Source organism: Bradyrhizobium sp. LB11.1, assembly GCF_040549385.1.
In the GTDB taxonomy this organism is placed as follows: Bacteria; Pseudomonadota; Alphaproteobacteria; order Rhizobiales; family Xanthobacteraceae; genus Bradyrhizobium.
Genome location: NZ_JBEPTH010000015.1, coordinates 65,420 through 88,906 on the forward strand (window position 1 = coordinate 65,420; position 23,487 = coordinate 88,906).

A 23,487-nucleotide genomic window follows, 5' to 3' on the forward strand; every position below is an offset into this window, starting at 1 on the left:
TCGCCTTATCGGGGTCGGAAAGCCTAGACCTCTCCCGAGTCCGCTCGGGCCCGGGTCTCGGACGGTCGCTCGCCGAAGAGATGCCGATAATATTGAGCGAACCGGCCCACATTTGCGAAGCCATGATGCACCGCCATGTCCGCAATCGTCTCGCGGTCCGGACGACCGGACCGCAGTGCGCTATGTATCGAACAGAGCCGGCGATGACTAAGAAAACGCGATCGGTCCGACACCAAGTGCGTCGTGGAAGGCCCGATGCAAGGTCCGGCGCGAGATTCCAAGATGGACGGTCAGTTCGGAAACGTGCACAGGCCGCCGGCCCTGAGCATCCAAATATTCTTCGGCCAGTCTCACGGTCTTGAGGGCTGAGAGCAGGGGGCCGTCCGGCCGCTGCGGAAGGCCATCGAGAACGTTCGCCATCATCGCTTCGATGATGGCGCGCTTCCAGAACGCGGCAGCTTCTTCCGTCAACGCGGAATTATGTTCGATCAGCCAGGCGATCAACGACCGCATCTTGGGGATGGTCCGAGCCGTCTCCGGCGTTGCCTTGAACTGCTGCCTCTGTCCGAACGCGGTTTCGCACAAGGCGGGCTCGGCGCTGAAGACCTTCTCCACGTCGGCCAACGACGGAGCGATGACCAACATCGAGGCGCCGCCGTAGAATCTGTTCTCCTGCTCCGAACCTGGGGGCAGCAGCATCACGTCTTTCTGCTGTGATTGGTACGAAGAGCGAGTCACGCGGTCGGTGGCGTGGGTCAGCATACCTACCATCAGCCTGGTGGCGTCGGACGAGCCCCGGGTTCTGATTCCGACATTGATCGTCGCGAAGTCGAGCGGGAGATCTCCGATCCTGGTCTGAATCACATTGCCTTTGAGGCGGCCGCGGCCGATCTGAACGATCTCGCGTCGGACGCCGGGAACGATCTCTCTGAGCTGGTCGATGCTGTCGACGCGGACCCGGCGCAGCGCCGTGGATCGACCCATATCGTTACCTCTCTGTGCGCCCCAGTTCACCACCGATGATCAGCGATTACCAGTTTAGATCATTTCTAATATTGGACGGTGGCACAATCCGGACATCACAACCCGGAGAAAGGAAGGTACCGTAAACCGGCAGCACCCGGGTGCGAATCTAGCCCGGAAAGGAGCGGCATCGTCCCTTCGGTGCCATATGTGAGAGCTTGATATGCTCGATCTCGGATCTGGATACGGAGGCAGAGCCGGTTGGCCACCTGCGCGGCAGGAATTGCACTTTTACTGGCCGCTGCGCCACCGGCTTCCGCGCTGAACTTGGGGGCCGCTTCGGGCTATGGAAATCAGGCAAAAATCCCGAAATCCGATATCATCGAAGCCTGAGCGGTCGCACGTCGCGGCGGAGTTGCGGTAGGGCCGCGAGGGGGAGCAGTCGACTATCGCAGCCGCACCGTCGTGCGCGGACCGGTGGCCCGACCTGGGTATCATGGCGGCGGAGTCCGCTGGGCGCGTCCCGCGCACTACCGCTGGCCTCGAGGCGGCGCCATCGCGGCCGGTGCTGCGATCGCCATGGTGACCGCAGCGACGGCTGCGGCCTGGGCGGGCGCCGCTCCCGCGCCGGGCATGTGCTGGTACTACACTGATCCATCGCGCACCCAGGGTTTCTGGGACTACTGCCGCTAGTCGCGGGCCGATCTCGCAATGACGAGCACACCGAACCGACGGATCCCGAATGGTCACTACGGCCCGGCTCCCGGCGGAATCTTCCGCATGGGATCACGACGCCCGTTTTCCGACAAAGCGCCTATCAGCATTCCTTGACTTCAACGGGAGCAGCGAAATGTACCGACTAATCCTGGCTGCCGTCGTATGCGTCTCCTGCTGCTCTGCCGCGATCGCACAGGAACACTCGAAATCCGCGCTAAAAAAATGGCGGGCCTGTGCCGATGCCGCAGCGACGCGATACGCAAAAGGTACGGAAAGCGCTCCAGTGGTCTCGCGCTACGCAATAATGTCCTGCCGCGCGGAGAAGCAGGTTGACCTTACCGACACTGTCTTTGATGTAGACTTCGCTGACCCCGATGTCAGCGGCGATTTTCTTCAACGCGACCTTACGTGCCGCTGTTGCTGATCTATCCACCGCGCGGTGGATCGCGTTCACTAGACCGCGCGTAGAGAGCGCAAGCGCCCACTTCTCAAGCTTGCTCGTGTCCACGCTCACGTTGATTGTAGACATGGTTCAGTTATTACCTGCTTGTTAGTTGAAAGTTCTGCCCGCTGTGCTAACAGCGCCGCTCATCGAAGACTAAGGAGACGCACCAGTTGAAACGTCCTGCCAAGAAGAAGCCAACGCGACGCGAGTGGACACCTGCTGATTTGCGGAGTCTCAAGAAGCATTCGAAGGATCGAACGCCAGTTCTGAAAATCTCGAAGGAGATGAAGCGCACCATCGGTTCCCTACGTCAGAAGGCCCTTGTATTGGGCATCGGCTTGGGTCACCAGCGCTGATCAGGCGAGAGCTGCGCAGCTATGCGGCGCGGCTACTCTTCCCACGCGATCAGTTCGGTGGGCTCCACTTGGTGGGCTCGCTCGGCTCCGGCATAATCTCGCGCCACCGTTCAGCTTGCTCGATAAGAATCGCGAACGGAGAGCCCGGCACGACTTGCGGCACGGCATGGCGCAGCGTATCCGCGATGCCCGGAATGCGGCTGATGGCATCGAGCTTTTCGGAAGCTTGGTTGATGAGATGGGCGAGTGCGTTTAGCTCGCCCGTAAGCGCTTCATTGTCCATCGTCGTCGCCCGATTTGTCGGCGTCGCACGCAAAGGGCTTCGACCCGTCTCCGCTTCGCAAGTAGTTCAGGGGGACTTCGTGCCCGGCGCGCTCGTTCTCGCCATAGCACCGCGCGGAGCCTACTCCGACGCAGCTCGCGAGTAAGCCCGCCAACACTTCCACAGCATCCCCGATACGGGGCGCGGCAGCGGCGATCTTTTCAAGTGCTTCGGCGGCACGCCCCAGGCGGGCGTCTTCAGAAAGCGCCAGCAGGTCGGTCAAACTCATTGTTTGGTCGGATTGTTTGGTCATCAGCGGTTCTCTCTAAGTGGGGCGGGTTTGCGAGTGTGAACGCGGCGCTGCCCGGATAGGCCCGCGCGAGTGCGGGTTTTGTGCGCTGCACGATAGTAATTGCCCGCAGGTGTGAGTAATCTTCAGCGTCTGCCAAAGAGACGGCTTCAAGTGCCGCGCACAATCAGTTCCCAAGGATGGAAAGGCCGCTCCTCGGGGCGGCCTTTCTGTCAGCACAGGAGGAAAATCAAATGCATCCGAAAGCGCCCGCTTGCCCTGACACCGAAAGGTCGCGTTCGAGAGCCATTTGGTTGCGTCAACTCGCAGAAGGTGCCGGAGACTCGGATTCCCGCATAGACTCGAAATTTTGACGGACGAGTATGACGAGCTTGCGAGGTCAATCGGATTTGAAGACAGCGAAGTTGATTAGGACAGGTGTTCAGCGCAGCGCTCCTAGCCGTGGCATGGGCCATCTACGCTCGCAGCGCAGCGCTCACCGCTGCCGCCCTCGCAATCGCAACCTTGTTTGTTGGTACACCTGTTGAAATTCATGAGGACGCATCGGTAAATGCAGTTGCAGTCTATATTGACCTGTCCGCAGTGTGATCACCGCTCGGCTGAGACAATGCCAACTGACGCCTGCCAATTCTTCTATGACTGCCAGGGCTGCGGCATCCGATTGAAGCCTAAGCAGGGCGATTGCTGCGTGTTCTGCTCTTTCGGTTCAGTTCCTTGTCCGCCAGTTCAGAAGAACGGGAAAGGCGCCTGCTGTAACTGAGCCCTTGTTGCGACCGCGCGGCCTAGTGGAGCGTCGCGCGAACGCCGCGCAGACCCGGGACCGGGTAGACCCGCGCGGCGCATGCCCCATCTGGAAGGACAAGGGCCGCGCGCCCGCACACGCGGCCCTCACCTATGGGTGAAATCGTCCCCGTAAGATTGCGATTTGTTGCGCGGCCTGTTTTCCCCGTCCTCTGTCGCTTCCGCCTGACGGCCTGAACGGCTGATAGCCAAGCAGTCGGTCGGTCAGTGCGTATCTCTATATACGCACTAACCGACCAACCGACCTGCGAGGGTCGGTTAGTTAGGGCGGTCGGTCTGAGATCAGCTAAGTAATTGTGAAGTCGGTTAGTCCGGTCGGTCGCTCTTCAGACCGACCGACCACACGTAAAGCGACGGACTGCAAAATCGGACCAACCGACCAGCTAATTTATTGTTCTTGCGATTAATTATGACGCTGCCGCCTCCGAGGTCGGTTTGTCCCGAAATCAGACCAACCGACCAAGCGGGCCGCTATCGCATACGACAAAGGGCGGCCCACATGGACCGCCCCCCATGTGACACCGCACGACCTCCGCCTGCGCTTCTTTGCACCGATGAAGGAATTCACTCACGAATTTATCGCGCGCCTGAGCCAGCTCGACTATGCGCGTGCGATGGCCTTTATCGCGTTCGACGAGGCGACCGGCGAGATGGTGGGCGTGGTCCGCCTCCATTCGGACTCGATCTACGAGAGCGGCGAATACGCGATCCTGCTGCGGTCCGACCTCAAGGGCAGAGGGCTTGGATGGGCTCTGATGGAATTGATCATCGACTACGCCAGAGCGGAAGGGCTGAAGGCCATATCGGGCGACGTGCTGAAGGAGACCACCGTGATGGTCGAGATGTGCCGGCAACTCGGCTTCGAGGTCAGGCCGGATCCGACCGAGCCTGACATCTGCGACGTCCGGCTCAAGCTATGAGCGCGCTCGCGCGCTTTAGGAGCCCGCTTCGGCGGACGTTGCGGCGGACTTCTCCGCCGTCGTTCGCAAGTTCTTGGCGACGATCGCGACCAGCGGCACGAGCACCGGCACGAGCATGCTGAGCGGATGCTGAACCGCGCCTGACACTTGAGCCTGAAGCGCGCGCGCCTCAAGCTGAGGGGCTTCGATGGATGCGCCGTGATTTTCATTGGCAAGCTCAATGTCGCGGCCGGACGGGGCGCACCCGGCGATGACGAAGAGGACCGCCGCGAAACGCTCGATGGCGTGCGTCACGTCTCCGGGTTGATCCATCGCAAGGAAGCGGCGCAGACTTCGCCATATTCTGCGGTTTAGAAAACAAATTGGGATTGGATCAATGTTGGAAGACGTCTTCGCTTTTGCAGATGAGGCATTGCCCGGCACAAAGGTAATGCCGCCATACTCCGAGGCCCAATTTCTGGCCGAACTCGGAAACCGTGTGCGCAGCGCGCGTATGCATTGCGAAATGTCGCGCCGGGAACTTGCTCGCAAGTCCGGCATCTCCGAGCGGTATATTGCACAGATCGAGGGCGGCAAAGGCAATGTCTCCATCGTCCTGTTACTCCGACTTGCCTCGGCGATTCACCACACCCAACCGAAGGCGCGGCGGAATGGAGCTTAAGAGAGACGTGTCGACGGCACCAGTTCCGACTGTTCGAAATTCGCCCAGGTCTCAAGAAAACATCGGTTGTCCCACCTTTCGTTTTCGACGCAGCTCAACGTCGCCATGCCCCCCTCGTCGCAAAATCGGGCCATGAACTGGATTGCAGACTTTTGGTCGCGACTTCCAAGTCCGCTAGGGTGGCGGGAAATTGCGACGGCGCCGTTTGATCGCGAGATCGAGCTGGCCGTCATCAGCGATCACGTCGCCCCGCTGAAGCGAGCGTGCCTGCGCCACGGTAACGGCTGGCTTGATGCCGAAACACTGAGACCCGTAACCGTGACCGCGACGCATTGGCGCTACCGGATGCCAACCACGCTGCCGATGAGCTGCTGCTGATGAAAGAACCGCTGTTTATCAAACGAATAGCCATAGTCTGGTTTGCGGGATCCCGATTCGGTTCTCGGCGTAAGCGCCCGAACTGGACGCTGCTGATATTATTCACCGCGATCATGTTCGCGTTGCTGCTGCTGGCGCGCTGACCGCGGCCCACGGCGCTTGCAGGCCACCGCGAGGCACAAATACCGCCGCATCAGATGCAGCGGCGTCCGCTCTAGATAATCTTGGTATTTGGCAGTTCAGCCGGTATCAGATCACCGCCTGTTGTTTCCAATTCTTCGCCCAGTCGCGCCTGCGCCGCGTCTCGGATGCGGGCCGCAATCTGCGGCTCCCGGTCCATCAGGCTGTGCAGGTCGGAAGCGTCGAGCGCAAGCAGGCGGGTCGTTTGCAGCGCAATCACGGTTGCCGAACGGCGCGATTGCCGCAAGGCGGCGATTTCGCCAAAGAAGTCACCAGCGCCGAGATGGACATGCTTGTGGCGCAGCCTGATCTCCACCTCTCCATCCAATATCAAATACATCGAATGCGCAGGCTCGCCGCGACGGGCAATAGTCGTTCCCTTGTCCACCTTCTGCGCGCGGAGAATCTTCATCACATCTGCGATCTGTGCAGCAGTTAATTCGCTGAACAAGGGAACCCTCGCCACCAACCCCCAGGTGACGACAAAATCCCTGCGATGCACTTCGTTGGCAAATGCCGTCGCCACGATACCTACTGGCAGCGCCACCATCAGCAGCCCGACGAAGATCGTCAATCCGGCTATCAGCCGGCCACCCGTGGTTATCGGTACGGCGTCGCCATACCCTACCGTTCCGAGCGTCACGATCGCCCACCACATCGCGTCGGGGATGGTGCCGAACCTGTCCGGCTGGGCGGCACCTTCGGCGAGATGCATCAGTGCAGCCGCCATCAGCGTCGCGCCACATAGAATCACAAAGCAGCCGACCAGCGCCCGACGCTCGGCATAGAGCGCCTCCAGTAACGAGCGCATCGCGGGAGAACAGCGGGTGAGCTTGAAGAAGCGTATCAGGCGCAGGACCAGAAGTGCTTTAAAATCGGCCGCTATGAACAGGGGCAGCCAGAATGGCAGCACCGCAGCGAGATCGATCAGCCCGGCTGGACTTGCCGCCAGACGCACGCGTGAACGGATTGCGCCGAACCGTCGCCACCTCGGATGTTCGATCGCCGTCCACAGCCGCGCTGCATACTCGATCGTGAAGGTGAGCAGGGCAGCATACTCGATCGCCTGAAACGCCTTGGCATACTGGCCTGCCAGCCTCGGCACGGATTCCAGCACGGTCGCGGCGAGCGTGACAACTATGAGCCCGATCAGTGTCCAGTTCACGACCGCACCGAATCTATCGACGCCGGAGCCCTGATCGAGGATGCCGTATAGACGTTGACGAAATTGCGTTCCCTGATGAAGGCGAGACACCGTTACCTCTCCGCCGACGACGGCTTCAGACCGAGCGGTCCTGCGGCGGATCATCATCAGCAATTGCGCGCCAGGCGGCGCCGTCGAGATCGTCGTACTGACCGCTGCGGAGCGACCAGAGGAAGGCGACGAGGCCGGCTCCGCCGAGGGCCAGCGCCAGCGGGACCAGGATGACCAGGATTTCCATCACACGATCTCCCGCGAGCCGCTGCGCGCCCGCAGCGAGTTCAGCATCACCAGAATTGAGGATCCGCTCATCGCCGCAGCCGCGATCAGCGGCGTTACCACGCCGCTGATCGCAACCGGCACCGCCAGCACATTGTAACCGATCGCAAGCCAGAGATTTTGCCGCATCAGATGCAACGCCTTGCGTGCCGAATCGATGGCGGCGACGACCGGCGCCAGCGGCCGGCCGAGGAAGACGAGATCGGCGGTGGCCTGGCTGAGATGCGCGGCCGAGATCGGCGACATCGAGACATGGGCCGCCGCGAGCGACGGCGCGTCGTTCATGCCGTCACCGACCATCAGCACCTTTGCGCCGCGCTGCTTCAATTCCTCGATCCGCGCGATCTTGTCGGCCGGCGTGACGCCGGCCCGCCACTCGGCGATGCCGAGCGCATGGGCTGCCGCAATCACCGCGGGCTCGCGATCGCCGGAGAGGATCTCGATGCCGATATTGTGCGCCTTCAATGCCGCGATCACGGCTGGGGCGTCCGGGCGAAGGCCCTGCCGCACGGAGAAGATGAATTTTTCGCTTCCCCTGCTGAAGGCCACGATGGAGGCCTCGGGATCGAGGTTGTTCCCGCTGACCAACGCTTCTGCGCTGCAGAAGGTTGGACGGCCGAGGCGGATCTCAACGTCGTCAACTGTGGAACGCACGCCCTGCCCGGCCTCTTCGACCGCATTGAGGATCGGCGATTTGGCACCCGCGGCCTGCGCGACGGCAGCCGCGACAGGATGATGGCTCGACAACGCGAGCCGGCCGGCGAGTTGGAAGATATCAGCGGGAATGTCGGCCGCGTTCGTGACTTCGAGAGCCGGCAGCGTCAGCGTGCCGGTCTTGTCGAAGATGACATGGTTGACTTCGGCCAGGCGCTCGATGGCATCGCCGGAATTGAGCAGCACGCCGGACTTGAACATCGCGCCCGAGGCGATCGCCTGCACCGTCGGAATCGCAAGCCCGAGTGCACAAGGACAGGTGATGATGAGGACCGCAACGCCGGTGATGATCGCATCATGCCAGCTCGCGCCGGCGATGACCCAGCCGAGAATAGTGATGAGCGCGGTCGCATGCACCACCGGTGCGTAGAGCCGCGAGGCACGATCGGCGAGCCGCATGTAGCGCGAACGGGCCTGCAGCGCGTTGTCGAGCAGCCGCGTGATCTCGGCGAGCAGCGTCGCTTCCGACGCCGCCGAGACCCGCACCCGCAGCGTGCCGGAGATGTTCATCGAGCCCGCATAGATCGGCGTGCCCTGCTCCGCAGTGACATAGAGCGTCTCGCCGGTGATCAGGCTTTGATCGATCTCGGAACGCCCCTCGATTACGGTGCCGTCGATGGCGCAGCGCTCGCCTGGCCGCAGCAACACGATGTCGCCGGGATGGATTGCAGCGACAGGCACCTGTAAAATCTCATCAGACCCGACGAACTTGGCCGCAGTCTCCGCCTTCAGCGCCGCGAGATTGCCCGCGACCGCGCGAGTCCGCCGCCGCATGTTCTGGTCGAGGAAGCGGCCGACCAGCAGGAAAGTCAGCAGCATGATCGCCGCATCGAAATAGGCGTGCTCGGCGTGGCGGACGGTCTCGACCACGGACATGCCGAGCGCGAGGCACACGCCGATCGAGATCGGCACGTCCATGTTGGTGGTCTTGTTGGACAGCGCGCGCCAGGCCGAGCGGAAGAACGGCTGGCCGGCATAGGCCACCGCCGGCAGTGCGATCAGCGCCGAGAGCCAGTGGAAGAAGTCGCGCTGCTCGGGCAGCATGTCCGAGACGTTGCCCGACCATACCGGGATCGACAGCATCATCACGTTCATGGTGGCGAACGCCGCAACGCCGAGGCAGCGCAGCAGGAAGCGCGATTCCGCGATCTCGGTCGCTTCCGCGCTCTCGGTCTCGTAGGGATAGGCCTTGTAGCCGAGTTCCTCGAGCCGATCGATGAAGCGGACAGGATCGAGCGTGCCCTCTTTCCATTCCAGCGCGACGCGCCGGTCGGTGAAGTTGACCCGCGCCAGCGTGACATCAGGAATGGCCGACAGACCGCGCTCGATCTTGGCCATGCAACCCGCGCAGTGAACGCCCTCGACCGCGAGGTCGATGTGCTGAAGGCCAGCGCCCACGGCGCGGACATAGTGAGAGAAATCGCGTGTCACCTGCATGGTGGGATCTCAGTTCAGGATCACGCGGTTACGCGACAGGAACACGCGGTCGCCCTTGGCATCGCCCTCGATGACGAGATCCCACTGACCCGGCGCGACCGATGCGGCATCGCCGCGATAGATGCCGCTGCCCGCCTCGGATAGCTCGACCGCGAGGTCTGCGCGCTTATCGGTCGGCCGCTCCAGGCGGCCCTCGAATTTCAATCCGGTCACCGGCTGGCCCGCCGCATCGCGCGCGTCGAGCTGGAGCACGGCGTGGCCGTCGGCGCGCCGCTCGATATGCGCACTGACTTTCCAGTTGCGCGCGACCTGGTCCCGTGCCGCCGAGATCTCGCGATCGTAAGTGAGGCCCGCGGCATAGGGGCTGTCGACGTCGGTGCCGGGCAGCGTCGCGATCGCGAGCTTCATCATGGTGACGTTGACGCCGATTACGACGCCGAAAAAGGCGACCAGCATCAGGAACACGTTGGATCCGGTCAGCGGCTTGGTGGCCATGGCAGTCTCCTGGTGTTACGGCGAGACGAAATTGTCGGTGGTGGTGGCAACCTCGCCGAGCCCGATATCGGTGACGTGGAAGCGCACGGGGATCGATTTCTCCGGATTGCTGTCAGCTGGCGCGGTGACGAGCAGCCGCAGCTCGCTGGTGGAGTCGCGCGGGATCACGATCATCGGGCGGTCCGGCGTCACGGAATCGGCACCGACGACATGTATGGTCAGATTAGCCGGGCCGTCCGCATCGATCGCGACGACGCGATCATATCCGCTCTTGTTCAGAAGACGTACCGTATAGGCGTTTCGAATCGAACCGTCGCTGAGCTTGACCGCGACCGGGTTGCGGTCGTGCAGCACGTTGAGGTCGAGCAGAGTGCGGGTCGCCAGCACGTAGAGCATGATGCCGCCGACGGCCGCGATGATCGCACTGTAGGCGATGGTGCGAGCGCGGACGATGCGATAGATCGGCGCCTTTCCGTCCAGGCGGCGCTGGATGTTGATGTCGTTGTCATAGCCGATCAGCCGCTTCGGCCGGCCGATCTTGGTCATGACGTTGTCGCAGGCGTCGATGCAGAGCCCGCACTGGATGCATTCGAGCTGCGGCCCGTTGCGGATGTCAATGCCGGTCGGGCAGACCGCGACGCATTGATAGCAGTCGACGCAGTCGCCGACATGCGCGCCGAGTGCGCGCAGCTCCGCGGCCTTCTTCACCGAGGTGCGCTTCTCGCCGCGATCGTAGCGGTAGGTGACGTTGAGCGCCCACTCACCGGTGAGCGCGGCCTGGATGCGGGGCCACGGGCACATATACGTGCAGACCTGCTCGCGCATGAAGCCGGCGAGCACATACGTCGTCGCCGTCAGGATGCCGATCCAGATATAAGCGATCATTGGCGCCTGCAACGTGAGAAGCTGCTTCACCAGCGTCGGCGCATCGTTGAAATAGAGCACCCAGGCGCCGCCCGTCCACCAGGCGATCATCAGCCAGATCGCATGCTTGAGGGCGATCTCGGAGGCGCGCTTGAGCGTCAGCGCACCGCCCGCCTTGTCCTTGCGCATCCGCTCGCGGCGGTCGCCTTCGACGAAGCGCTCGACGGCGTAGAATAGGTCGGTCCAGACCGTCTGCGGGCAAAGATAGCCGCACCAGATGCGCCCACCGACCGAGTTCATCAGAAACAGCGCCACCGCGGCGACGATCAGCAGGCCCGTGAAGTAATAGACCTCCTGCGGCCACAGCTCGATGAAGAAGAAGTAGAAGCGGCTGTTGGGAAGATCGACCAGCACCGCCTGGCTGGGCGCGCCGACGCCGCGGTTCCAGCGCACGAAGGGCAGGAAGTAATAGACCCCAAGGCAGAATGCCATGAGGCCCCATTTGATCCGGCGGAAGGTCCCGGAGATGCTCTGGGGATACACCTTCTTCTGGGCCACATAGAGCGGTCCGTTATCGTCGTCCGATGTGAGCTCGTTCGGGTTCACGGTCTTGTTCATCGCCTGGGACTTCTCAAGGTGCGATTCAACCTAGCCCCGACCACGCCGCGTCAGTTGATCCAGCTCAAGCGGAGGCGTTTCTGTTCGCTCCCGCCCCTCAACTATTTTCCGCCGCCCAGGGAGTGGACGTAGACCGCCATCGCCTTGATGGTGGAAGGATCAAGCCGTCCTTCCCAGGCCGGCATGACGCTGGCGCGGCCCTGGCTAATGGTCTCGATCAGGGTCGCCTCGTCAGAGCCGTAGAGCCAGATCTTGTCGGTCAAATTGGGAGCACCGAGCTCCGGGTTGCCCTTGCCGCCATCGCCATGGCAGGCGACGCAATTGTCCGCAAAGATCTTCTCGCCCCTGGCGGCGTCATAGCCCTTTCCGGTTGAGAGGCCCGACAGCGACCTGACGTAATTGGCGACCGAAACGATCTCGTCGCTCTTCAGCACGCCGTCCTTGCCGAAGGCGAGCATCTGGCCTTCATGGGTCTTGGCATGACCGGAGCGGGCACCAAACTGGATGGTCTGCATGATCTGGTCGAGCGTGCCGCCCCACAGCCAGTCGTCGTCGTTCAGGTTCGGATAACCCGTGGCGCCGGCGCCGCCGGAGCCGTGGCACGGCGCGCAATTGTCGCCGAACACGGTCTTGCCCTTGGCGCGCGCGAGCGCCAGCAAGGCCGGATCCTTCTCGATGTCGGCGAGCGAGGCCGCGCCCAACGCCGCCATCTTGTCGCCCCTGATCTTCTCGAGATTGGCGAGCTCGACCGCGACGTCGGCGCGCGTCGAGTAGCCGAACAGCCCTGTGGTATTGCTGGAGATCAGCGGCCAGGCCGGATAGACGATCCAGTAGCCGATCGCCCAGACGATGGTGAGATAGAAGGTGATCACCCACCAGCGCGGCAGCGGCGTGTTGAGCTCCTTGATGCCGTCCCATTCATGCCCTGTCGTGGATCTGCCGGAAACGGAATCGAATTCGCCATGATGTTCGGTCATGATGTCTTACTCCTCCCGCAGCGGCAGCTGTGCCGCTTTGTCGAACTCAGCCTTGTTGCGGGGCCAAAGTGCGTAGGCGATGATCGCGAGAAAGATCGCGACGAAGACCGGCGTCCAGATCGTGGTCACGAGACCCGAGGCGAGATTGTCGAGTGTCAGAATGGCTTTCATCGGTGGTGCCTTCTCAGCGAAGATTGGCTTTCTCGTTGTAGATCTTGAAGTCGACCAGCGTGCCGAGCATCTGGAGATATGCGATCAGGGCATCCATCTCGGTCGGCGTGCCGGCCTTGCCGTCAAAATTGCGCACGACCGCCTTGGCGTAGCGTTTGGTGAAGGCGTCGGTGCCGGCATTATCCGGATCGGCCTGGGCCTTCATATCGGCGGCCGCGCTGGCGATCTGGTCGTCTGTATAGGGAACGCCGACCGTCCGCAGGGTGCGCATATGGTCGCCTATCGTCCCAGGATCGACTTCTGTCGAGCTGAGGAAAGGATAGCCCGGCATGACCGATTGCGGAACGATCGCGCGCGGATTGCTCAGATGAGTGACGTGCCAGTCGTCGGAATACTTTGCTCCGACACGAGCAAGGTCAGGACCGGTGCGCTTCGAGCCCCATTGGAACGGATGGTCGAACATGCTCTCGGCCGCGAGCGAGAAATGACCGTAGCGTTCGACCTCGTCGCGCAAGGGACGGATCATCTGGGAATGGCAGAGATAGCAGCCTTCGCGGACGTAGACGTTGCGGCCCGCGAGCTCCAGCGGCGTATACGGCCTGATGCCATCGACCACCTCGATCGTGCTTTTGAGGTAGAACAGCGGCGTGATCTCGACGAGACCGCCGATCGCGATCACCAGCAAAATGCCGACGACCAGGATGATCGAGTTCTTTTCGAAGACTTGGTGACGTGTCCAGAACGACATGGGAAGCTCCTCATTCCGCCGCCTGAAGAGCGACGGGCATCTGGACTTCCTGTTCGCCTGTGCGAACCGTCATCCAGAGATTGTAGGCCATGATCAGCGCGCCGATCAGGAACAGCGCGCCGCCGGCGGCACGGATGACGTAGAAGGGATGCATCGCCTCGACGGTCTCGATGAAGGAATATTCAAGAAAGCCGAGCGAGGTGTAGGCGCGCCACATCAGGCCCTGGAGGATGCCGGACACCCACATCGCCGAGATGTAGAGAACGATGCCGAGAGTGGCGATCCAGAAATGCCAGTTGACGAGCTTCAGGCTGTAGAGGCCCTTGCGATTCCAGACCCACGGCACCAGGCAGTACAGCGCGCCGAAGGAGACGAAACCGACCCAGCCGAGCGCACCGGAATGCACGTGGCCGATGGTCCAGTCGGTGTAGTGGCTGAGTGAATTGACCACCTTGATCGACATCATCGGTCCCTCGAAGGTCGACATGCCGTAGAAGGCGACGGAGACGACGAGCATGCGCAGCACGGGATCGGTGCGCAGCTTGTCCCAGGCGCCCGACAGCGTCATCAGGCCGTTGATCATGCCGCCCCACGAAGGCATCCACAGCATGATCGAGAAGGTCATGCCGAGCGTCTGCGTCCAATCCGGCAATGCCGTGTAGTGCAGATGGTGCGGACCTGCCCAGATGTAGAGGAAGATCAGCGCCCAAAAGTGGATGATCGAGAGCCGATAGGAATAGATCGGCCGCTCCGCGCGCTTCGGAATGAAGTAGTACATGATGGCGAGGAAGCCCGCGGTCAGGAAGAAGCCGACCGCGTTGTGGCCATACCACCACTGGAACATCGCATCCTGGATGCCGCCCCAGGCGATATAGGATTTGGAGCCGAAGAACGACACCGGCAGCGCGGGGTTGTTGCCGAGATGCAGAACCGCGATCGTCACGATGAAGGCAAGATAGAACCAGTTCGCCACGAAGATGTGCGGTTCCTTGCGCTTCAGGATGGTGCCGAGGAAGACCAGCAGATAGGTGACCCAGACGATGGTGAGCCAGAGGTCGGCATACCATTCCGGCTCGGCATATTCCTTGGACTGCGTGACGCCGAGCAGATAGCCCGTGCCGGCGATGAGGATGAAATAATTGTAGCCGAGCACGACGAACCAGGGCGCGAGATCGCCGACGAGCCGCGCGCGGCAGGACTTCTGCACGACGTAGAACGATGTCGCGATCAGGACGTTGCCGCCGAAGGCGAAGATCACGGCGGAGGTGTGCAGCGGCCGCAATCGGCCGAATTGAATCCACGGCAGGTCGAAGTTCAGCGCGGGCCAGGCCAGCTGCGAGGCGATGATGAGCCCGACCAGGAAGCCCGCGATGCCCCAGACCATCGCCATGACGGCGGAGAACTTGATCGGGCCCATGTTGCAGTTGGGACGACCATTGATCTCCGCAGGCGGCAGCGCCGCCGGACGATCGTAATAGCGGTTGATGATGAAGAACACCGCGGCCAGACTCGCCGCCGCACTCAGTCCGGCGTGAAAGGCGAACGGCGCGTCGAGCGCCTTGGCCGAGGCGATCAGGCACAGGAAGGCAGTGACCGCGAACAACGCCGCCAGGCCGCTTTCACCTGACGTCATGGACTTGGAGATGGAGGGCTGGGGCATCGCGGATTCTCTCTGAAAGAACACGCCGCCAGAAACCACATTCACCCTCGCCGAGAATTGATTGAGATCAAGATTGGTCTTTGGTTCTTCGTATGAGCGGTATTTTGGTAACGGCCCCGTCCATTTAGGGCGCAGCCAGATGAAGTGCTCCTGCTGCCCCCGCGCCGTCATTGCGAGGAGCTCTTGCGACGAGGCAAACCAGGATTTCGCCGTGGCGGCAGTCTGGATTGCTTCGCTTCGCTCGCAATGACGGAGGCTGCAACCCTACCGCTTAGCTTGAGACACTCACGCGCTCGCGGTCGCCTTCAGCGCCGTGATGACGTCCTCGCGCGCGACGATTCCGACCAGCTTTTGAGTGCTGTCGAGCACGATGATGCTCCGGATGCGGTGCTCGACCATGATCTGGAGCACGCGAGTCAAGCGCGTGTCGGGACTGACATAAATGAACTCGGGTGTCATGACGTCGCCGACCTTGCGGCTCATCAGGTCGTGATAGCGCGGCAGCATCTGGCTCGGCGTGAAGGCAAAGCACTTCAGGATGTCGAACTTGGTGACGATGCCGACCACCTGACCGTCATCCTCGACAGGATAGGAGTTGAAATCGTCCTGCTCGAACATCTCGCTGAGCGCGAGCAGGTCATGGTCGCGCTTCACCGTTTTGACGTTACGCGTCATGTAGCCGCCGACGGTCTGCTCAAGGAATTTGTACACGGCGCGTCCTCATCGATTCGTCTTGAGTTCGAAGCGTCAGTGCGACAGCAGCACACATCGGGCGGTTTGCGTGACTAGATATTGCGTGACGCCGCCGAGGATCAGCTCGCGGAAACGCGAATGGCCGTAGGCGCCGGCGACGATCAGCCCGGCCGCGATGTCGTCGGCAACCTTCTCCAATCGTTGGGCGGCAGTTTCTGCTCCACCCGCTCCCGAGACCCGCGCTGTCGCGGTGACGCCGTGGCGGGCGAGCCAGGCGGCAACGTCGCTGACCCGCCCCACCACGGCCGAACGGTCGTCATCGTCCTCCGGAATTTCTACGATGGTGACGTCCCTCGCCTTTCGGAGCATCGGCAGCGCATCGGCCACGGCGCGGCGCGCCTCGGGCGTGTCCTTCCAGGCTACGAGAACATTGCGCAGATCGAGCCAGGTGATCCGGTCAGCCACGGCCAGAAGGGGTCGGCCGGCCTGCATCACCAGATCCTTCGGGCTTACCAGCGAAAACGCATCGGAGAAGGCCGGGCTCTGTCCGCCACTGACCACGATGTCGGCGCAGCGCGCCTGCGCCAGGACGAATCGCGCGGGAAAATCTGCGGAGCTGCGCCATTCCGCGCGCCCGGCGCGGGTCCTGGTGGCAGCGTGGAATTCGGCCTCCAGATCGGCAAGACACCTCTTGACCGAGACCTCCTCCTGATCGATCAGGCGTTGGGCCGCAGCGCCATCGGTGAAATAAATCGGCGGCGCGAACTTCACTGCGGCGACCCCGACGAGTGCGGCCTCGTATCGTTCGGCGAGCTCGCCCGCAACCTGAAGGCGCGCATTGTTGGGCTGATTCAGCGCGAGGCTCACCATCACGGTCGCGTATGTCATCGGGCGTCTCCGCTGGACTGTGCTTTGACGAAAATTGTAGCCCCGCGGCGATCCGGCAGGATGAGCTAGATCAAATCGCCCTCGCCGTGCCGCGGGAAATCCGCCAACGGAATCAGACATCGGAACTTGCCACCGGGGCTTCCTTGGGCGAAATTGCCGGCAGCTCGCGGCGGTTCGCCCCCGGACAGCAGAATAGGGAGCAACCACGTGTCGCCGACCCGCGTAACGCATCCGCCACACGATCATCGCGGCGAGCATTTCCGGGTCCGGATCGAAGGATTCGGCGTCGGCACCTGGGATCTCGACCTCACGACGCGCGAGCTGGAATGGTCGGAAACCGCGCGGATGCTGCTCGGTATCGAGCGCGGCAGACCTGCGACCTACGATCTATTCCTGTCGCGTCTCGAACCCGACGACCGCGCGCGCGTCGAGACCGCGATCAAACAGGTCTCCGAACGCGGCGGCGGTTTCGACGTCTCCTTCAGAATTGCCGGGACGTCCGACCGGGGCAAATGGATCAGGGCCCGTGCCGGCCTGATCAGGGACGATGCCGGTGTCGCGCGCCATCTCAGCGGCATCTTTCTCGACGTCGACGCGGAGAAGCAGGTCGAGGAAACCCTGCGTACGCGCGAGACCCACCTCCGTTCCATCCTTCATACCATCCCCGACGCCATGATCGTCATCGACAGAGGCGGCATCATGCAGCTGTTCAGCACGGCGGCCGAACGCCTGTTCGGCTGGTCCGAGCAGGAGGCGATCGGCCAGAACGTCAGCATGCTGATGCCGGAGCCGGATCGCACCCGCCACGACGGCTACATTGCGCGCTATCGCTCGACGAAGGATCCGCACATCATCGGCATCGGCCGCATCGTGACCGGCAAGCGCCGTGACGGCACCACGTTCCCGATGCATCTGTCGATCGGCGAGATGCAGTCCGGCGGCGAGCCCTATTTCACCGGCTTCGTTCGCGACCTCACCGAGCACCAGAAGACGCAGGCGAGGCTGCAGGAGTTGCAGTCGGAGCTCGTCCATGTCTCGCGACTGACCGCGATGGGCGAGATGGCCTCCGCGCTCGCCCACGAGATCAACCAGCCGCTGGCGGCGATCAGCAACTACATGAAGGGATCGCGGCGGCTGCTCGCCGGCAGCACCGATCCCAACACTGCGAAGATCGAAACCGCGTTGGACCGCGCCTCGGAACAGGCGCTGCGCGCCGGCCAGATCATCCGGCGCCTGCGCGACTTCGTCTCCCGCGGCGAATCCGAGAAGCGGGTCGAGAGCCTGTGGAAGCTGATCGAGGAGGCAGGCGCGCTCGGCCTTGCCGGCGCGCGCGAGCAGAACGTGCAGCTCCGCTTCAATCTCGATCCCGGCGCCGACCTCGTCCTCGCCGACCGGGTGCAGATCCAGCAGGTTCTGGTCAATCTGTACCGCAACGCGCTGGAAGCGATGGCGCAGTCGCCGCGGCGCGAGCTGATCGTCACCAACAGGCGCGTCACCGACGACATGATCGAGGTCGAGGTGTCGGACACCGGCTCCGGCTTCCGGGAAGACGTCATTCCAAACCTGTTTCAGACCTTCTTCACCACCAAGGAGAGCGGCATGGGCGTGGGACTGTCGATCAGCCGCTCGATCATCGAAGCTCACGGCGGCCGCATGGTGGCCGAGAGCAACGCATCGGGCGGCGCGACATTCCGCTTCACTTTACCGGCAGCCGATGAGACCTGAGCAATGACGACCAAGGGACATGTCTACGTTATCGATGACGACGAGGCGATGCGGGACTCGCTCAACTTCCTGCTGGATTCCGCAGGTTTTGGCGTCACGCTGTTCGACAACGCGCAAAGCTTCGTCGACGCCCTGCCCCGCCTCGCCTTCGGCTGCGTCGTCTCCGACATCAGGATGCCGGGCCTCGACGGCATCGAGCTGTTGAAACGGATGAAGGCACAGTACTCGCCCTTCCCGATCCTGATCATGACCGGCCATGGGGACGTGCCGCTCGCGGTCGAGGCAATGAAGCTCGGCGCCGTCGACTTCCTCGAAAAGCCGTTCGAAGACGACCGTCTCACCGCCATGATCGAGACCGCGATCCGTCAGGCCGTGCCGGCGGCCAAGAGCGACGCCATCGCCCAGGACATCGCTGCTCGCGTCGCTTCCCTGAGCCCCAGGGAGCGGCAGGTCATGGAAGGCCTGGTCGCGGGCCTCTCCAACAAGCTGATCGCCCGCGACTACGACATCAGCCCGCGCACCATCGAGGTGTACCGCGCCAATGTCATGACCAAGATGCAGGCGGGCAGCCTGTCGGAACTGGTCCGGCTGGCGATGCGTGCCGGCATGCTAAAGGATTGAGGCAGGTCAAAACGGCTCCCCCCCGTCCGTGCTACGCGATCGGAATGATCGAGATCGTCTCGCACCAACGGCGGCCAATGGCATCATCCGCACAGCCTATCGTCTACGTAGTCGACGACGATGAGGCCGTGCTGGGATCGCTGCGCTTCCTGCTGGAAGCCGATGGCTTTGCCGTGCGGACCTTCCGGAACGCCACCGCGCTGCTTAACGCGACGAGCCTGCCCGGCGCGGATTGCTACGTGATCGATTATAAGATGCCCGATATCAACGGCATCGAGCTCGCCGACCGCTTGCGCCAAACCGACGGCGCCGCCCCGATGATCCTGATGACCGGCGATCCCGACCGCAATATCTCGGCCCGGGCGGCAGCGGCGGGCGTGAAAGACGTGATTTTGAAGCCGCTTCTAGATGAAAACCTGGTCAAGCGCATCCGCCGCGCTATCCAGGAACGGCACGAAAACTGACTTACGGGATTCTACGTAAGGGCACCTCCCTAAGATATCGCTCGAAATTTTCAGGCTGCGCAACCCCGCGTAGCAATGCGTCATCACAACGGAGATGACGCAGATGCTGACCCAGATACTCAACACCAAGACGATGAACACCCGGATCGGCGGCCAGATTGCTCCTGCCCATTCCCTCACCGACCAGTTTGGCGCGATCACCGGCCACGTCGGCCTTCTCGCCACCGAGTTTTCCTACTGCAAGGACGAAGAGATCTACGGGGAGGACGAGCCGGCCGAATACGTCTATCAGGTCGTCACTGGCGCTGTCCGCAGCTATAAGCTCCTCTCGGACGGTCGCCGCCAGATCGGCGCCTTTCATCTTCCCGGCGACGCGTTCGGCCTCGAATCGGTGCCCACCCACCGCCTCGCCGCCGAAGCCATCATCAACACCACCCTCCGCCTCGTGAAGCGTGCGAGCCTCGAAAAGGCCGCCGGCACCGACGTGCAGGTCGCCCGCAAGCTTTGGGCGATCACCGCAGGCGAACTTCGCCACGCCGAAGACCACATGCTGCTGCTGGGCCGCAAGACCGCGATCGAGCGTGTTGCGACCTTCCTGCTTGAAATGGACCGCCGCCTCGCGGTTGCCGGCATGATGGCACTGCCGATGTGCCGCCGCGACATCGGCGACTATCTCGGCCTCACGTTGGAGACCGTGTCGCGCGCGTTGTCGCAGCTTCACGCCCAGGGCATCTTGGGCTTCTCCGGCGCCCGCCAGATCGTCCTGCGCAACCGGGCGCGCCTGCACAATCTCGACGCCTGATTTCTTGTTTCTCGCCACCTGTTTGGCCGGCTGAATTCGTTCAGCCGGCCGTTTCTTTTGTCGCGACGCCTAGCCGGCATCGGCTTCCGCCGTATGCACGCGAACTTCGTGCTCGCAGCGCGCACCGCGTTTCCTGAGAAAATCGGCGACATCCCCGACCCTGCCACACGCCCCATCCTGTTCGTTCGCCGTGCAGACCTCGACGATCGGGACCTGCGATGCTCGGGTCAGGAAAGGCAGCGCCTCCCGAGCCGCCAGGTGCGCTTCCCTTGTGTCCTTCCAGCCCACGAGGATGCGATCGACTGTCCGGCGTGTCACGCCGTCCGGCACCAGAAGCGCGGGACGCTCCATTCGAATCGCGCCGACAGGATCGACGTTGTGGGGATGAGCGTCGTCGAGCTGCTGGCGCTTGAGGACGACGAGATCGGCAGCCCTGGCCTGCTCGACCAGACTCCGTCGGAAACTCGATTGCCGAGCGCCACTCCACCATCTCGGCCGGCGAACGGACAATCTGCCTGAACCACGCCTCTTTGGCTGCAGCGCTGCCCGAAAGCGTTCGAGGTCCTCCGACGCCATCTGCTCGATGATAACGCCCTCGACCGCGAATGTGGGCTCTACGGCGATCGCCGAGGCGGCGAGGATGAACGTCCCAAAGCTGCTCGTGAGGCCTTCCGCGATCGCAATCTGCCCTTCTTCCTGCTGTTTCGGTTCAAGCTAGACCATGACGCTGACGAAAACATGCATGTCCTTCCTCCGTGCATTGAGGCAGGAGGGCACTGTACCCCTGCATCAGCCAGCGCCGGGCTTGACACATATCAAGCGAGCCAGTTCTTCCCTGCCGAGACATCGCGCGAGATCGAGAGCGGATTTCCCTCGCGCTCGGCTCTACGCTTCCATGCGGTGCTTTGCGATATCGCCGACCGGATGCCTCGTGAGATCCCCGGTCAGCTCCGCCACGATCCGCCGCTTGACGCCGGGATGAAGCTCCGAGCAAAGTGCAGCCAGCGTCCGCGGCGGCGCGACGACGATCAGCGCGATCGATCGTTCGCTGCGGACTACGCGCTCCGCGGCCGCCGCCACGTCGCTCACGAAAGGCCGCTCTTCAAAGGAACAGCGACCTTTCCTGCGGTCGCCGAACACAACTACAAAATGCGGCTTTTGATCATTACACGCCCTCGTTGCTGATAGTTTGCGGCTTTGGCGTTCACCCCGGAAGATGCTTGATCCCAATCAAGGTCCGAGCACCCACAGTGCGACAGGATATTGAGCGGCCTGGGCAAGTAAGCGAGACGGAGACATGTCCCGATTTATCGTTCGTTTCCTCAAGAACATCGTTGGCGACAGAGGTCAACTTTTTGAGGCATGCCAACACACGACAGACGTCGACGCACATGACGAAGCCGAGGCTTTGCGATTGGCCAAGCAGCAGTTCTGCGCGTTGCGGGCGGTGGGCGACTGGACGCTGCATGCGGACCGCGTTGAGGTGAAGTCGGCCGACTTTCCGTCCTGAACCCGATCTGATGGGCAAACAGAGCGGCACGCCTCTCGGGCTTTACCCCCCGGTCACCGGCTTGCGGTCGTGACCGTCGCATCCGAGGCGCTGGTCAAGCCCGGCGCGACGCGTCAGGAAGTCGAGGAGACGCATGGCGTGGCCATCTACATGGGCGGCGGGCCCTCGCTGATGTATGCCGCGGAAAGCAGGCGTCGAAGATCCCACGCGGGCCGGCACCTAATTTTGTCGAAGATTAGATCGTTTCTCCTCGGCCTTAAGGCGATTGCGTTGCATTCCCGTCGGTATCCTGACGGAGCAACGGTCGACGCGCGGATCACCTTCCGTAGAAGATTGCATCTCAATCAGCAGTTGATGCATGGCTTGGCCCAAGGTCGTACGCAGCAGAGCATGGACGACCGTTGCGGCATCGGCCGTCCCCGCGCTCTTCAGCTATTGTGGTGGTTGATGACATGCATACGCCTGGACGACGTTGCCTTCGGGACATCGACGCAAAATGAATGAAGCCGAGCTATCTTCGCATCGGCGCCTCGGCTGTCCAATTGATCATTTCCTCTGCGATCCGGGCAAACGCGGCATCGAAAGCCGCAACCGCGGCTGTCGGTTCAATCCTGTCGAGTTTCTCGCTCGTTTCCAGCAGCCTTGAAGTGATTACCTTGCTGTCCTTATCGACGATCCTCACCGAGAATTCGATCTCTACGCGCGGTTCACCTCCCGTTGCAATGCGAAAGCGCCTGATATCAATGAGTAGCTGGTTATCCGCCTGCCCCAAATCAGCCGTACGCAGCGGGGCATGGGCCATGTCGTAGTTTTCAAAACTGTCGATCAGCCGCGCCTGCACCAGCTTGGGAATGCTGTCGGCCCACAGGAAGTCCGCAAAGCCCGGATTATCGCCGCCTGATGCAAACAGCATGCGCTGGGTCTGGAGCATCGCGACCGCGGTCGGCTCAGGAATGGCCAGTGACGCCGAGAATGTCTTGCCGGCCGGTCCGAGGTTTTGTGGCGCATGCAAATCATAGGTGATCTTTTGTGCCGGCGCGCCGCCACCGGTCATCTTTTCGAGGCCCGCCAGAATACCGTCGAGCTTGCCGGTATTGCGCGCGAGGCCGTCGGAGAAGGTCTTGAAATTGGCGATAGTATCTTTCAGCGGACCGGAATTGTCCTGCAGCACCGAATCGACGCGCCGCAACGCATCGCGCGCCGCCTGCGTCATGCTCTGGCCTGCGCCGGCTTCGGCCGTCAAGGTCAAGGTCTCACTGGATTCGCCGACGATCATGCCGCCCTCCAACGTCACTACAGGCACACCAGTCAGCCCTTGGAAATCGAGGCCGACCTCGGTATCGGCGCGCACTGGTGTGGTCGAAGCGACCGATATCGTCGCATTAACGAAGCGCGGATTGTCCGATGCAAGCCCGAGCTGGGTGACCTCACCAACGCGGATGCCGTTGAACAGAACCCCGGCGCCGACCAGAAGCCCGGGCACCGGACCGTGGAATTGCACGTGATAGCTCGCGCGGGGCCCGATGCCGCCAGTGTTGTTCAGCCAATAGACGAAGCCGAACACGGCGAGGATCGCGGCCAGCACGAAACTGCCGATCAGCACGTAGGGAGCGCGGGTTTCCATGTC

30 protein-coding genes and 2 pseudogenes are annotated in these 23,487 nt (G+C 62.3%); 12 read left to right on the forward strand and 20 right to left on the reverse strand.

What is annotated here, in order from left to right; all coding sequences use genetic code 11:
* Window positions 1–23: 23 nt before the first annotated feature.
* Together ABIA96_RS30005 and ABIA96_RS30010 are read right to left on the reverse strand one after the other, a co-directional pair.
* A complete protein-coding gene (locus tag ABIA96_RS30005; RefSeq protein ID WP_354052009.1) occupies window positions 24–233 on the reverse strand; it encodes a helix-turn-helix domain-containing protein in 210 nt (69 codons plus the stop codon).
* The gene (locus tag ABIA96_RS30010) at window positions 208–1,014 is read right to left on the reverse strand and encodes an AraC family transcriptional regulator (RefSeq protein ID WP_354052010.1); all 807 of its coding nucleotides are present in this window, start codon (window positions 1,012–1,014) and stop codon (window positions 208–210) included. Before ABIA96_RS30010 ends, ABIA96_RS30005 begins: the two co-directional genes overlap by 26 nt.
* A gap of 426 nt (window positions 1,015–1,440) precedes the next feature.
* On the opposite strand from ABIA96_RS30010, the gene ABIA96_RS30015 reads away from it, so the two are divergent.
* Complete coding sequence (locus ABIA96_RS30015; protein ID WP_354052011.1) at window positions 1,441–1,656, forward strand: hypothetical protein; 216 nt, start codon at window positions 1,441–1,443, stop codon at window positions 1,654–1,656.
* A gap of 238 nt (window positions 1,657–1,894) precedes the next feature.
* Here ABIA96_RS30015 and ABIA96_RS30020 read toward each other — a convergent pair whose 3' ends face one another.
* Complete coding sequence (locus tag ABIA96_RS30020; protein ID WP_354052013.1) at window positions 1,895–2,209, reverse strand: hypothetical protein; 315 nt, start codon at window positions 2,207–2,209, stop codon at window positions 1,895–1,897.
* Window positions 2,210–2,295: 86 nt separating this feature from the next.
* Between ABIA96_RS30020 and ABIA96_RS30025 the strand changes: the two genes are divergently transcribed.
* A complete protein-coding gene (locus tag ABIA96_RS30025; protein WP_354052015.1) occupies window positions 2,296–2,481 on the forward strand; it encodes a hypothetical protein in 186 nt (61 codons plus the stop codon).
* A 49-nt stretch (window positions 2,482–2,530) separates the two neighbouring features.
* Here the strand turns inward: ABIA96_RS30025 and ABIA96_RS30030 are convergent, their stop codons facing one another.
* Together ABIA96_RS30030 and ABIA96_RS30035 are read right to left on the reverse strand one after the other, a co-directional pair.
* The gene (locus ABIA96_RS30030) at window positions 2,531–2,764 is read right to left on the reverse strand and encodes a hypothetical protein (RefSeq protein WP_354052017.1); all 234 of its coding nucleotides are present in this window, start codon (window positions 2,762–2,764) and stop codon (window positions 2,531–2,533) included.
* Entirely contained in the window at window positions 2,754–3,056 is a 303-nt protein-coding gene (locus tag ABIA96_RS30035; RefSeq protein ID WP_354052019.1) for a hypothetical protein, read from the reverse strand. The genes ABIA96_RS30030 and ABIA96_RS30035 overlap by 11 nt, the downstream gene beginning before the upstream one ends.
* Window positions 3,057–3,603: 547 nt before the next feature.
* On the opposite strand from ABIA96_RS30035, the gene ABIA96_RS30040 reads away from it, so the two are divergent.
* Both ABIA96_RS30040 and ABIA96_RS30045 read left to right on the forward strand, forming a co-directional pair.
* Window positions 3,604–3,813 carry a GDCCVxC domain-containing (seleno)protein gene (locus ABIA96_RS30040; RefSeq protein WP_354052021.1) on the forward strand — a complete coding sequence of 70 codons (210 nt, stop codon included), beginning with the start codon at window positions 3,604–3,606 and terminating at the stop codon, window positions 3,811–3,813.
* Window positions 3,814–4,366: 553 nt separating this feature from the next.
* Window positions 4,367–4,774 (forward strand): annotated as a pseudogene (locus ABIA96_RS30045) (GNAT family N-acetyltransferase); the annotation flags it as partial.
* A gap of 15 nt (window positions 4,775–4,789) precedes the next feature.
* On the opposite strand, the gene ABIA96_RS30050 reads toward ABIA96_RS30045, so the two are convergent.
* Complete coding sequence (locus ABIA96_RS30050) at window positions 4,790–5,068, reverse strand: hypothetical protein (RefSeq protein WP_502918858.1); 279 nt, start codon at window positions 5,066–5,068, stop codon at window positions 4,790–4,792.
* Window positions 5,069–5,150: 82 nt separating this feature from the next.
* Between ABIA96_RS30050 and ABIA96_RS30055 the strand changes: the two genes are divergently transcribed.
* Both ABIA96_RS30055 and ABIA96_RS30060 read left to right on the forward strand, forming a co-directional pair.
* Window positions 5,151–5,435, forward strand: coding sequence for a helix-turn-helix domain-containing protein (locus ABIA96_RS30055; protein ID WP_354052024.1), 285 nt, complete (start codon window positions 5,151–5,153; stop codon window positions 5,433–5,435).
* 332 nt (window positions 5,436–5,767) lie between these two features.
* The gene (locus tag ABIA96_RS30060; RefSeq protein WP_354052025.1) at window positions 5,768–5,956 is read left to right on the forward strand and encodes a hypothetical protein; all 189 of its coding nucleotides are present in this window, start codon (window positions 5,768–5,770) and stop codon (window positions 5,954–5,956) included.
* A gap of 71 nt (window positions 5,957–6,027) precedes the next feature.
* On the opposite strand, the gene ABIA96_RS30065 is transcribed toward ABIA96_RS30060, so the two are convergent.
* The 11 genes from ABIA96_RS30065 to ABIA96_RS30115 all read right to left on the reverse strand — a co-directional run bounded on the left by ABIA96_RS30065 (window position 6,028) and on the right by ABIA96_RS30115 (window position 16,738).
* Window positions 6,028–7,305 (reverse strand): cyclic nucleotide-gated ion channel, encoded by a 1,278-nt coding sequence (locus ABIA96_RS30065; RefSeq protein WP_354125634.1) that lies wholly within the window; start codon window positions 7,303–7,305, stop codon window positions 6,028–6,030.
* Complete coding sequence (gene ccoS / locus ABIA96_RS30070) at window positions 7,274–7,435, reverse strand: cbb3-type cytochrome oxidase assembly protein CcoS (RefSeq protein ID WP_148752182.1); 162 nt, start codon at window positions 7,433–7,435, stop codon at window positions 7,274–7,276. Before ccoS ends, ABIA96_RS30065 begins: the two co-directional genes overlap by 32 nt.
* Window positions 7,435–9,624: a cation-translocating P-type ATPase gene (locus ABIA96_RS30075; RefSeq protein WP_354052029.1), complete on the reverse strand. Its 2,190-nt coding sequence runs from the start codon at window positions 9,622–9,624 to the stop codon at window positions 7,435–7,437. Before ABIA96_RS30075 ends, ccoS begins: the two co-directional genes overlap by 1 nt.
* Window positions 9,625–9,633: 9 nt before the next feature.
* Entirely contained in the window at window positions 9,634–10,119 is a 486-nt protein-coding gene (locus ABIA96_RS30080) for a FixH family protein (protein WP_354052030.1), read from the reverse strand.
* A 15-nt stretch (window positions 10,120–10,134) separates the two neighbouring features.
* Complete coding sequence (ccoG, locus tag ABIA96_RS30085; protein WP_354140629.1) at window positions 10,135–11,601, reverse strand: cytochrome c oxidase accessory protein CcoG; 1,467 nt, start codon at window positions 11,599–11,601, stop codon at window positions 10,135–10,137.
* Between the two features lie 101 nt (window positions 11,602–11,702).
* Complete coding sequence (ccoP, locus tag ABIA96_RS30090) at window positions 11,703–12,578, reverse strand: cytochrome-c oxidase, cbb3-type subunit III (RefSeq protein WP_354052034.1); 876 nt, start codon at window positions 12,576–12,578, stop codon at window positions 11,703–11,705.
* Between the two features lie 6 nt (window positions 12,579–12,584).
* Window positions 12,585–12,749, reverse strand: coding sequence for a cbb3-type cytochrome oxidase subunit 3 (locus tag ABIA96_RS30095; protein WP_354052036.1), 165 nt, complete (start codon window positions 12,747–12,749; stop codon window positions 12,585–12,587).
* 13 nt (window positions 12,750–12,762) lie between these two features.
* Entirely contained in the window at window positions 12,763–13,497 is a 735-nt protein-coding gene (gene ccoO / locus ABIA96_RS30100; protein ID WP_354052038.1) for a cytochrome-c oxidase, cbb3-type subunit II, read from the reverse strand.
* Between the two features lie 10 nt (window positions 13,498–13,507).
* The gene (gene ccoN, locus ABIA96_RS30105; RefSeq protein WP_354052039.1) at window positions 13,508–15,157 is read right to left on the reverse strand and encodes a cytochrome-c oxidase, cbb3-type subunit I; all 1,650 of its coding nucleotides are present in this window, start codon (window positions 15,155–15,157) and stop codon (window positions 13,508–13,510) included.
* A gap of 285 nt (window positions 15,158–15,442) precedes the next feature.
* A complete protein-coding gene (locus ABIA96_RS30110) occupies window positions 15,443–15,868 on the reverse strand; it encodes a CBS domain-containing protein (RefSeq protein ID WP_354052041.1) in 426 nt (141 codons plus the stop codon).
* A gap of 36 nt (window positions 15,869–15,904) precedes the next feature.
* Window positions 15,905–16,738: a universal stress protein gene (locus ABIA96_RS30115; RefSeq protein ID WP_354052043.1), complete on the reverse strand. Its 834-nt coding sequence runs from the start codon at window positions 16,736–16,738 to the stop codon at window positions 15,905–15,907.
* 207 nt (window positions 16,739–16,945) lie between these two features.
* Here ABIA96_RS30115 and fixL point away from each other — a divergent pair, with 207 nt between their 5' ends.
* The 4 genes from fixL to ABIA96_RS30135 all read left to right on the forward strand — a co-directional run bounded on the left by fixL (window position 16,946) and on the right by ABIA96_RS30135 (window position 20,350).
* Window positions 16,946–18,463, forward strand: coding sequence for a sensor protein FixL (fixL, locus tag ABIA96_RS30120; RefSeq protein ID WP_354052045.1), 1,518 nt, complete (start codon window positions 16,946–16,948; stop codon window positions 18,461–18,463).
* A gap of 3 nt (window positions 18,464–18,466) precedes the next feature.
* Complete coding sequence (gene fixJ / locus ABIA96_RS30125) at window positions 18,467–19,084, forward strand: response regulator FixJ (protein ID WP_354052047.1); 618 nt, start codon at window positions 18,467–18,469, stop codon at window positions 19,082–19,084.
* Between the two features lie 44 nt (window positions 19,085–19,128).
* Entirely contained in the window at window positions 19,129–19,548 is a 420-nt protein-coding gene (locus tag ABIA96_RS30130; RefSeq protein WP_354052049.1) for a response regulator, read from the forward strand.
* 103 nt (window positions 19,549–19,651) lie between these two features.
* On the forward strand, window positions 19,652–20,350 hold the full coding sequence (locus tag ABIA96_RS30135) for a helix-turn-helix domain-containing protein (protein ID WP_354052051.1): 699 nt from the start codon (window positions 19,652–19,654) through the stop codon (window positions 20,348–20,350).
* Between the two features lie 69 nt (window positions 20,351–20,419).
* Here the strand turns inward: ABIA96_RS30135 and ABIA96_RS30140 are convergent, their stop codons facing one another.
* Together ABIA96_RS30140 and ABIA96_RS30145 are read right to left on the reverse strand one after the other, a co-directional pair.
* Window positions 20,420–20,926, reverse strand: a complete 507-nt coding sequence (locus ABIA96_RS30140; protein ID WP_354140630.1) for a hypothetical protein — start codon at window positions 20,924–20,926, stop codon at window positions 20,420–20,422.
* 309 nt (window positions 20,927–21,235) lie between these two features.
* Window positions 21,236–21,490 carry a host attachment protein gene (locus ABIA96_RS30145; protein ID WP_354052055.1) on the reverse strand — a complete coding sequence of 85 codons (255 nt, stop codon included), beginning with the start codon at window positions 21,488–21,490 and terminating at the stop codon, window positions 21,236–21,238.
* A gap of 157 nt (window positions 21,491–21,647) precedes the next feature.
* On the opposite strand from ABIA96_RS30145, the gene ABIA96_RS30150 reads away from it, so the two are divergent.
* Window positions 21,648–21,860, forward strand: a complete 213-nt coding sequence (locus ABIA96_RS30150) for a hypothetical protein (RefSeq protein ID WP_354052056.1) — start codon at window positions 21,648–21,650, stop codon at window positions 21,858–21,860.
* An 81-nt stretch (window positions 21,861–21,941) separates the two neighbouring features.
* Window positions 21,942–22,049: pseudogene (locus tag ABIA96_RS30155) on the forward strand (carboxymuconolactone decarboxylase family protein); the annotation flags it as partial.
* A gap of 322 nt (window positions 22,050–22,371) precedes the next feature.
* On the opposite strand, the gene ABIA96_RS30160 reads toward ABIA96_RS30155, so the two are convergent.
* Complete coding sequence (locus ABIA96_RS30160) at window positions 22,372–23,484, reverse strand: ABC-type transport auxiliary lipoprotein family protein (protein ID WP_354052058.1); 1,113 nt, start codon at window positions 23,482–23,484, stop codon at window positions 22,372–22,374.
* Window positions 23,485–23,487 lie beyond the last annotated feature (3 nt).

What these genes read in the sequence shown, in the direction of transcription:
- ABIA96_RS30020 (WP_354052013.1), bottom strand. Translation starts at nt 2,209, where the DNA reads ATGTCTACAATCAACGTGAGCGTGGACACGAGCAAGCTTGAGAAGTGG.
- ABIA96_RS30130 (WP_354052049.1), top strand. Translation starts at nt 19,129, where the DNA reads ATGATCGAGATCGTCTCGCACCAACGGCGGCCAATGGCATCATCCGCA.
- ABIA96_RS30080 (WP_354052030.1), bottom strand. Translation starts at nt 10,119, where the DNA reads ATGGCCACCAAGCCGCTGACCGGATCCAACGTGTTCCTGATGCTGGTC.
- ccoN (WP_354052039.1), bottom strand. Translation starts at nt 15,157, where the DNA reads ATGCCCCAGCCCTCCATCTCCAAGTCCATGACGTCAGGTGAAAGCGGC.
- ABIA96_RS30095 (WP_354052036.1), bottom strand. Translation starts at nt 12,749, where the DNA reads ATGAAAGCCATTCTGACACTCGACAATCTCGCCTCGGGTCTCGTGACC.
- ccoP (WP_354052034.1), bottom strand. Translation starts at nt 12,578, where the DNA reads ATGACCGAACATCATGGCGAATTCGATTCCGTTTCCGGCAGATCCACG.
- ABIA96_RS30065 (WP_354125634.1), bottom strand. Translation starts at nt 7,305, where the DNA reads ATGATGATCCGCCGCAGGACCGCTCGGTCTGAAGCCGTCGTCGGCGGA.
- ABIA96_RS30040 (WP_354052021.1), top strand. Translation starts at nt 3,604, where the DNA reads ATGCAGTTGCAGTCTATATTGACCTGTCCGCAGTGTGATCACCGCTCG.
- ABIA96_RS30115 (WP_354052043.1), bottom strand. Translation starts at nt 16,738, where the DNA reads ATGACATACGCGACCGTGATGGTGAGCCTCGCGCTGAATCAGCCCAAC.
- fixJ (WP_354052047.1), top strand. Translation starts at nt 18,467, where the DNA reads ATGACGACCAAGGGACATGTCTACGTTATCGATGACGACGAGGCGATG.
- ABIA96_RS30160 (WP_354052058.1), bottom strand. Translation starts at nt 23,484, where the DNA reads ATGGAAACCCGCGCTCCCTACGTGCTGATCGGCAGTTTCGTGCTGGCC.
- ccoS (WP_148752182.1), bottom strand. Translation starts at nt 7,435, where the DNA reads ATGGAAATCCTGGTCATCCTGGTCCCGCTGGCGCTGGCCCTCGGCGGA.
- ABIA96_RS30075 (WP_354052029.1), bottom strand. Translation starts at nt 9,624, where the DNA reads ATGCAGGTGACACGCGATTTCTCTCACTATGTCCGCGCCGTGGGCGCT.
- ccoO (WP_354052038.1), bottom strand. Translation starts at nt 13,497, where the DNA reads ATGTCGTTCTGGACACGTCACCAAGTCTTCGAAAAGAACTCGATCATC.
- ABIA96_RS30035 (WP_354052019.1), bottom strand. Translation starts at nt 3,056, where the DNA reads ATGACCAAACAATCCGACCAAACAATGAGTTTGACCGACCTGCTGGCG.
- ccoG (WP_354140629.1), bottom strand. Translation starts at nt 11,601, where the DNA reads ATGAACAAGACCGTGAACCCGAACGAGCTCACATCGGACGACGATAAC.
- ABIA96_RS30150 (WP_354052056.1), top strand. Translation starts at nt 21,648, where the DNA reads ATGTCCCGATTTATCGTTCGTTTCCTCAAGAACATCGTTGGCGACAGA.
- ABIA96_RS30055 (WP_354052024.1), top strand. Translation starts at nt 5,151, where the DNA reads ATGTTGGAAGACGTCTTCGCTTTTGCAGATGAGGCATTGCCCGGCACA.
- ABIA96_RS30030 (WP_354052017.1), bottom strand. Translation starts at nt 2,764, where the DNA reads ATGGACAATGAAGCGCTTACGGGCGAGCTAAACGCACTCGCCCATCTC.
- ABIA96_RS30135 (WP_354052051.1), top strand. Translation starts at nt 19,652, where the DNA reads ATGCTGACCCAGATACTCAACACCAAGACGATGAACACCCGGATCGGC.
- ABIA96_RS30140 (WP_354140630.1), bottom strand. Translation starts at nt 20,926, where the DNA reads ATGGCGTCGGAGGACCTCGAACGCTTTCGGGCAGCGCTGCAGCCAAAG.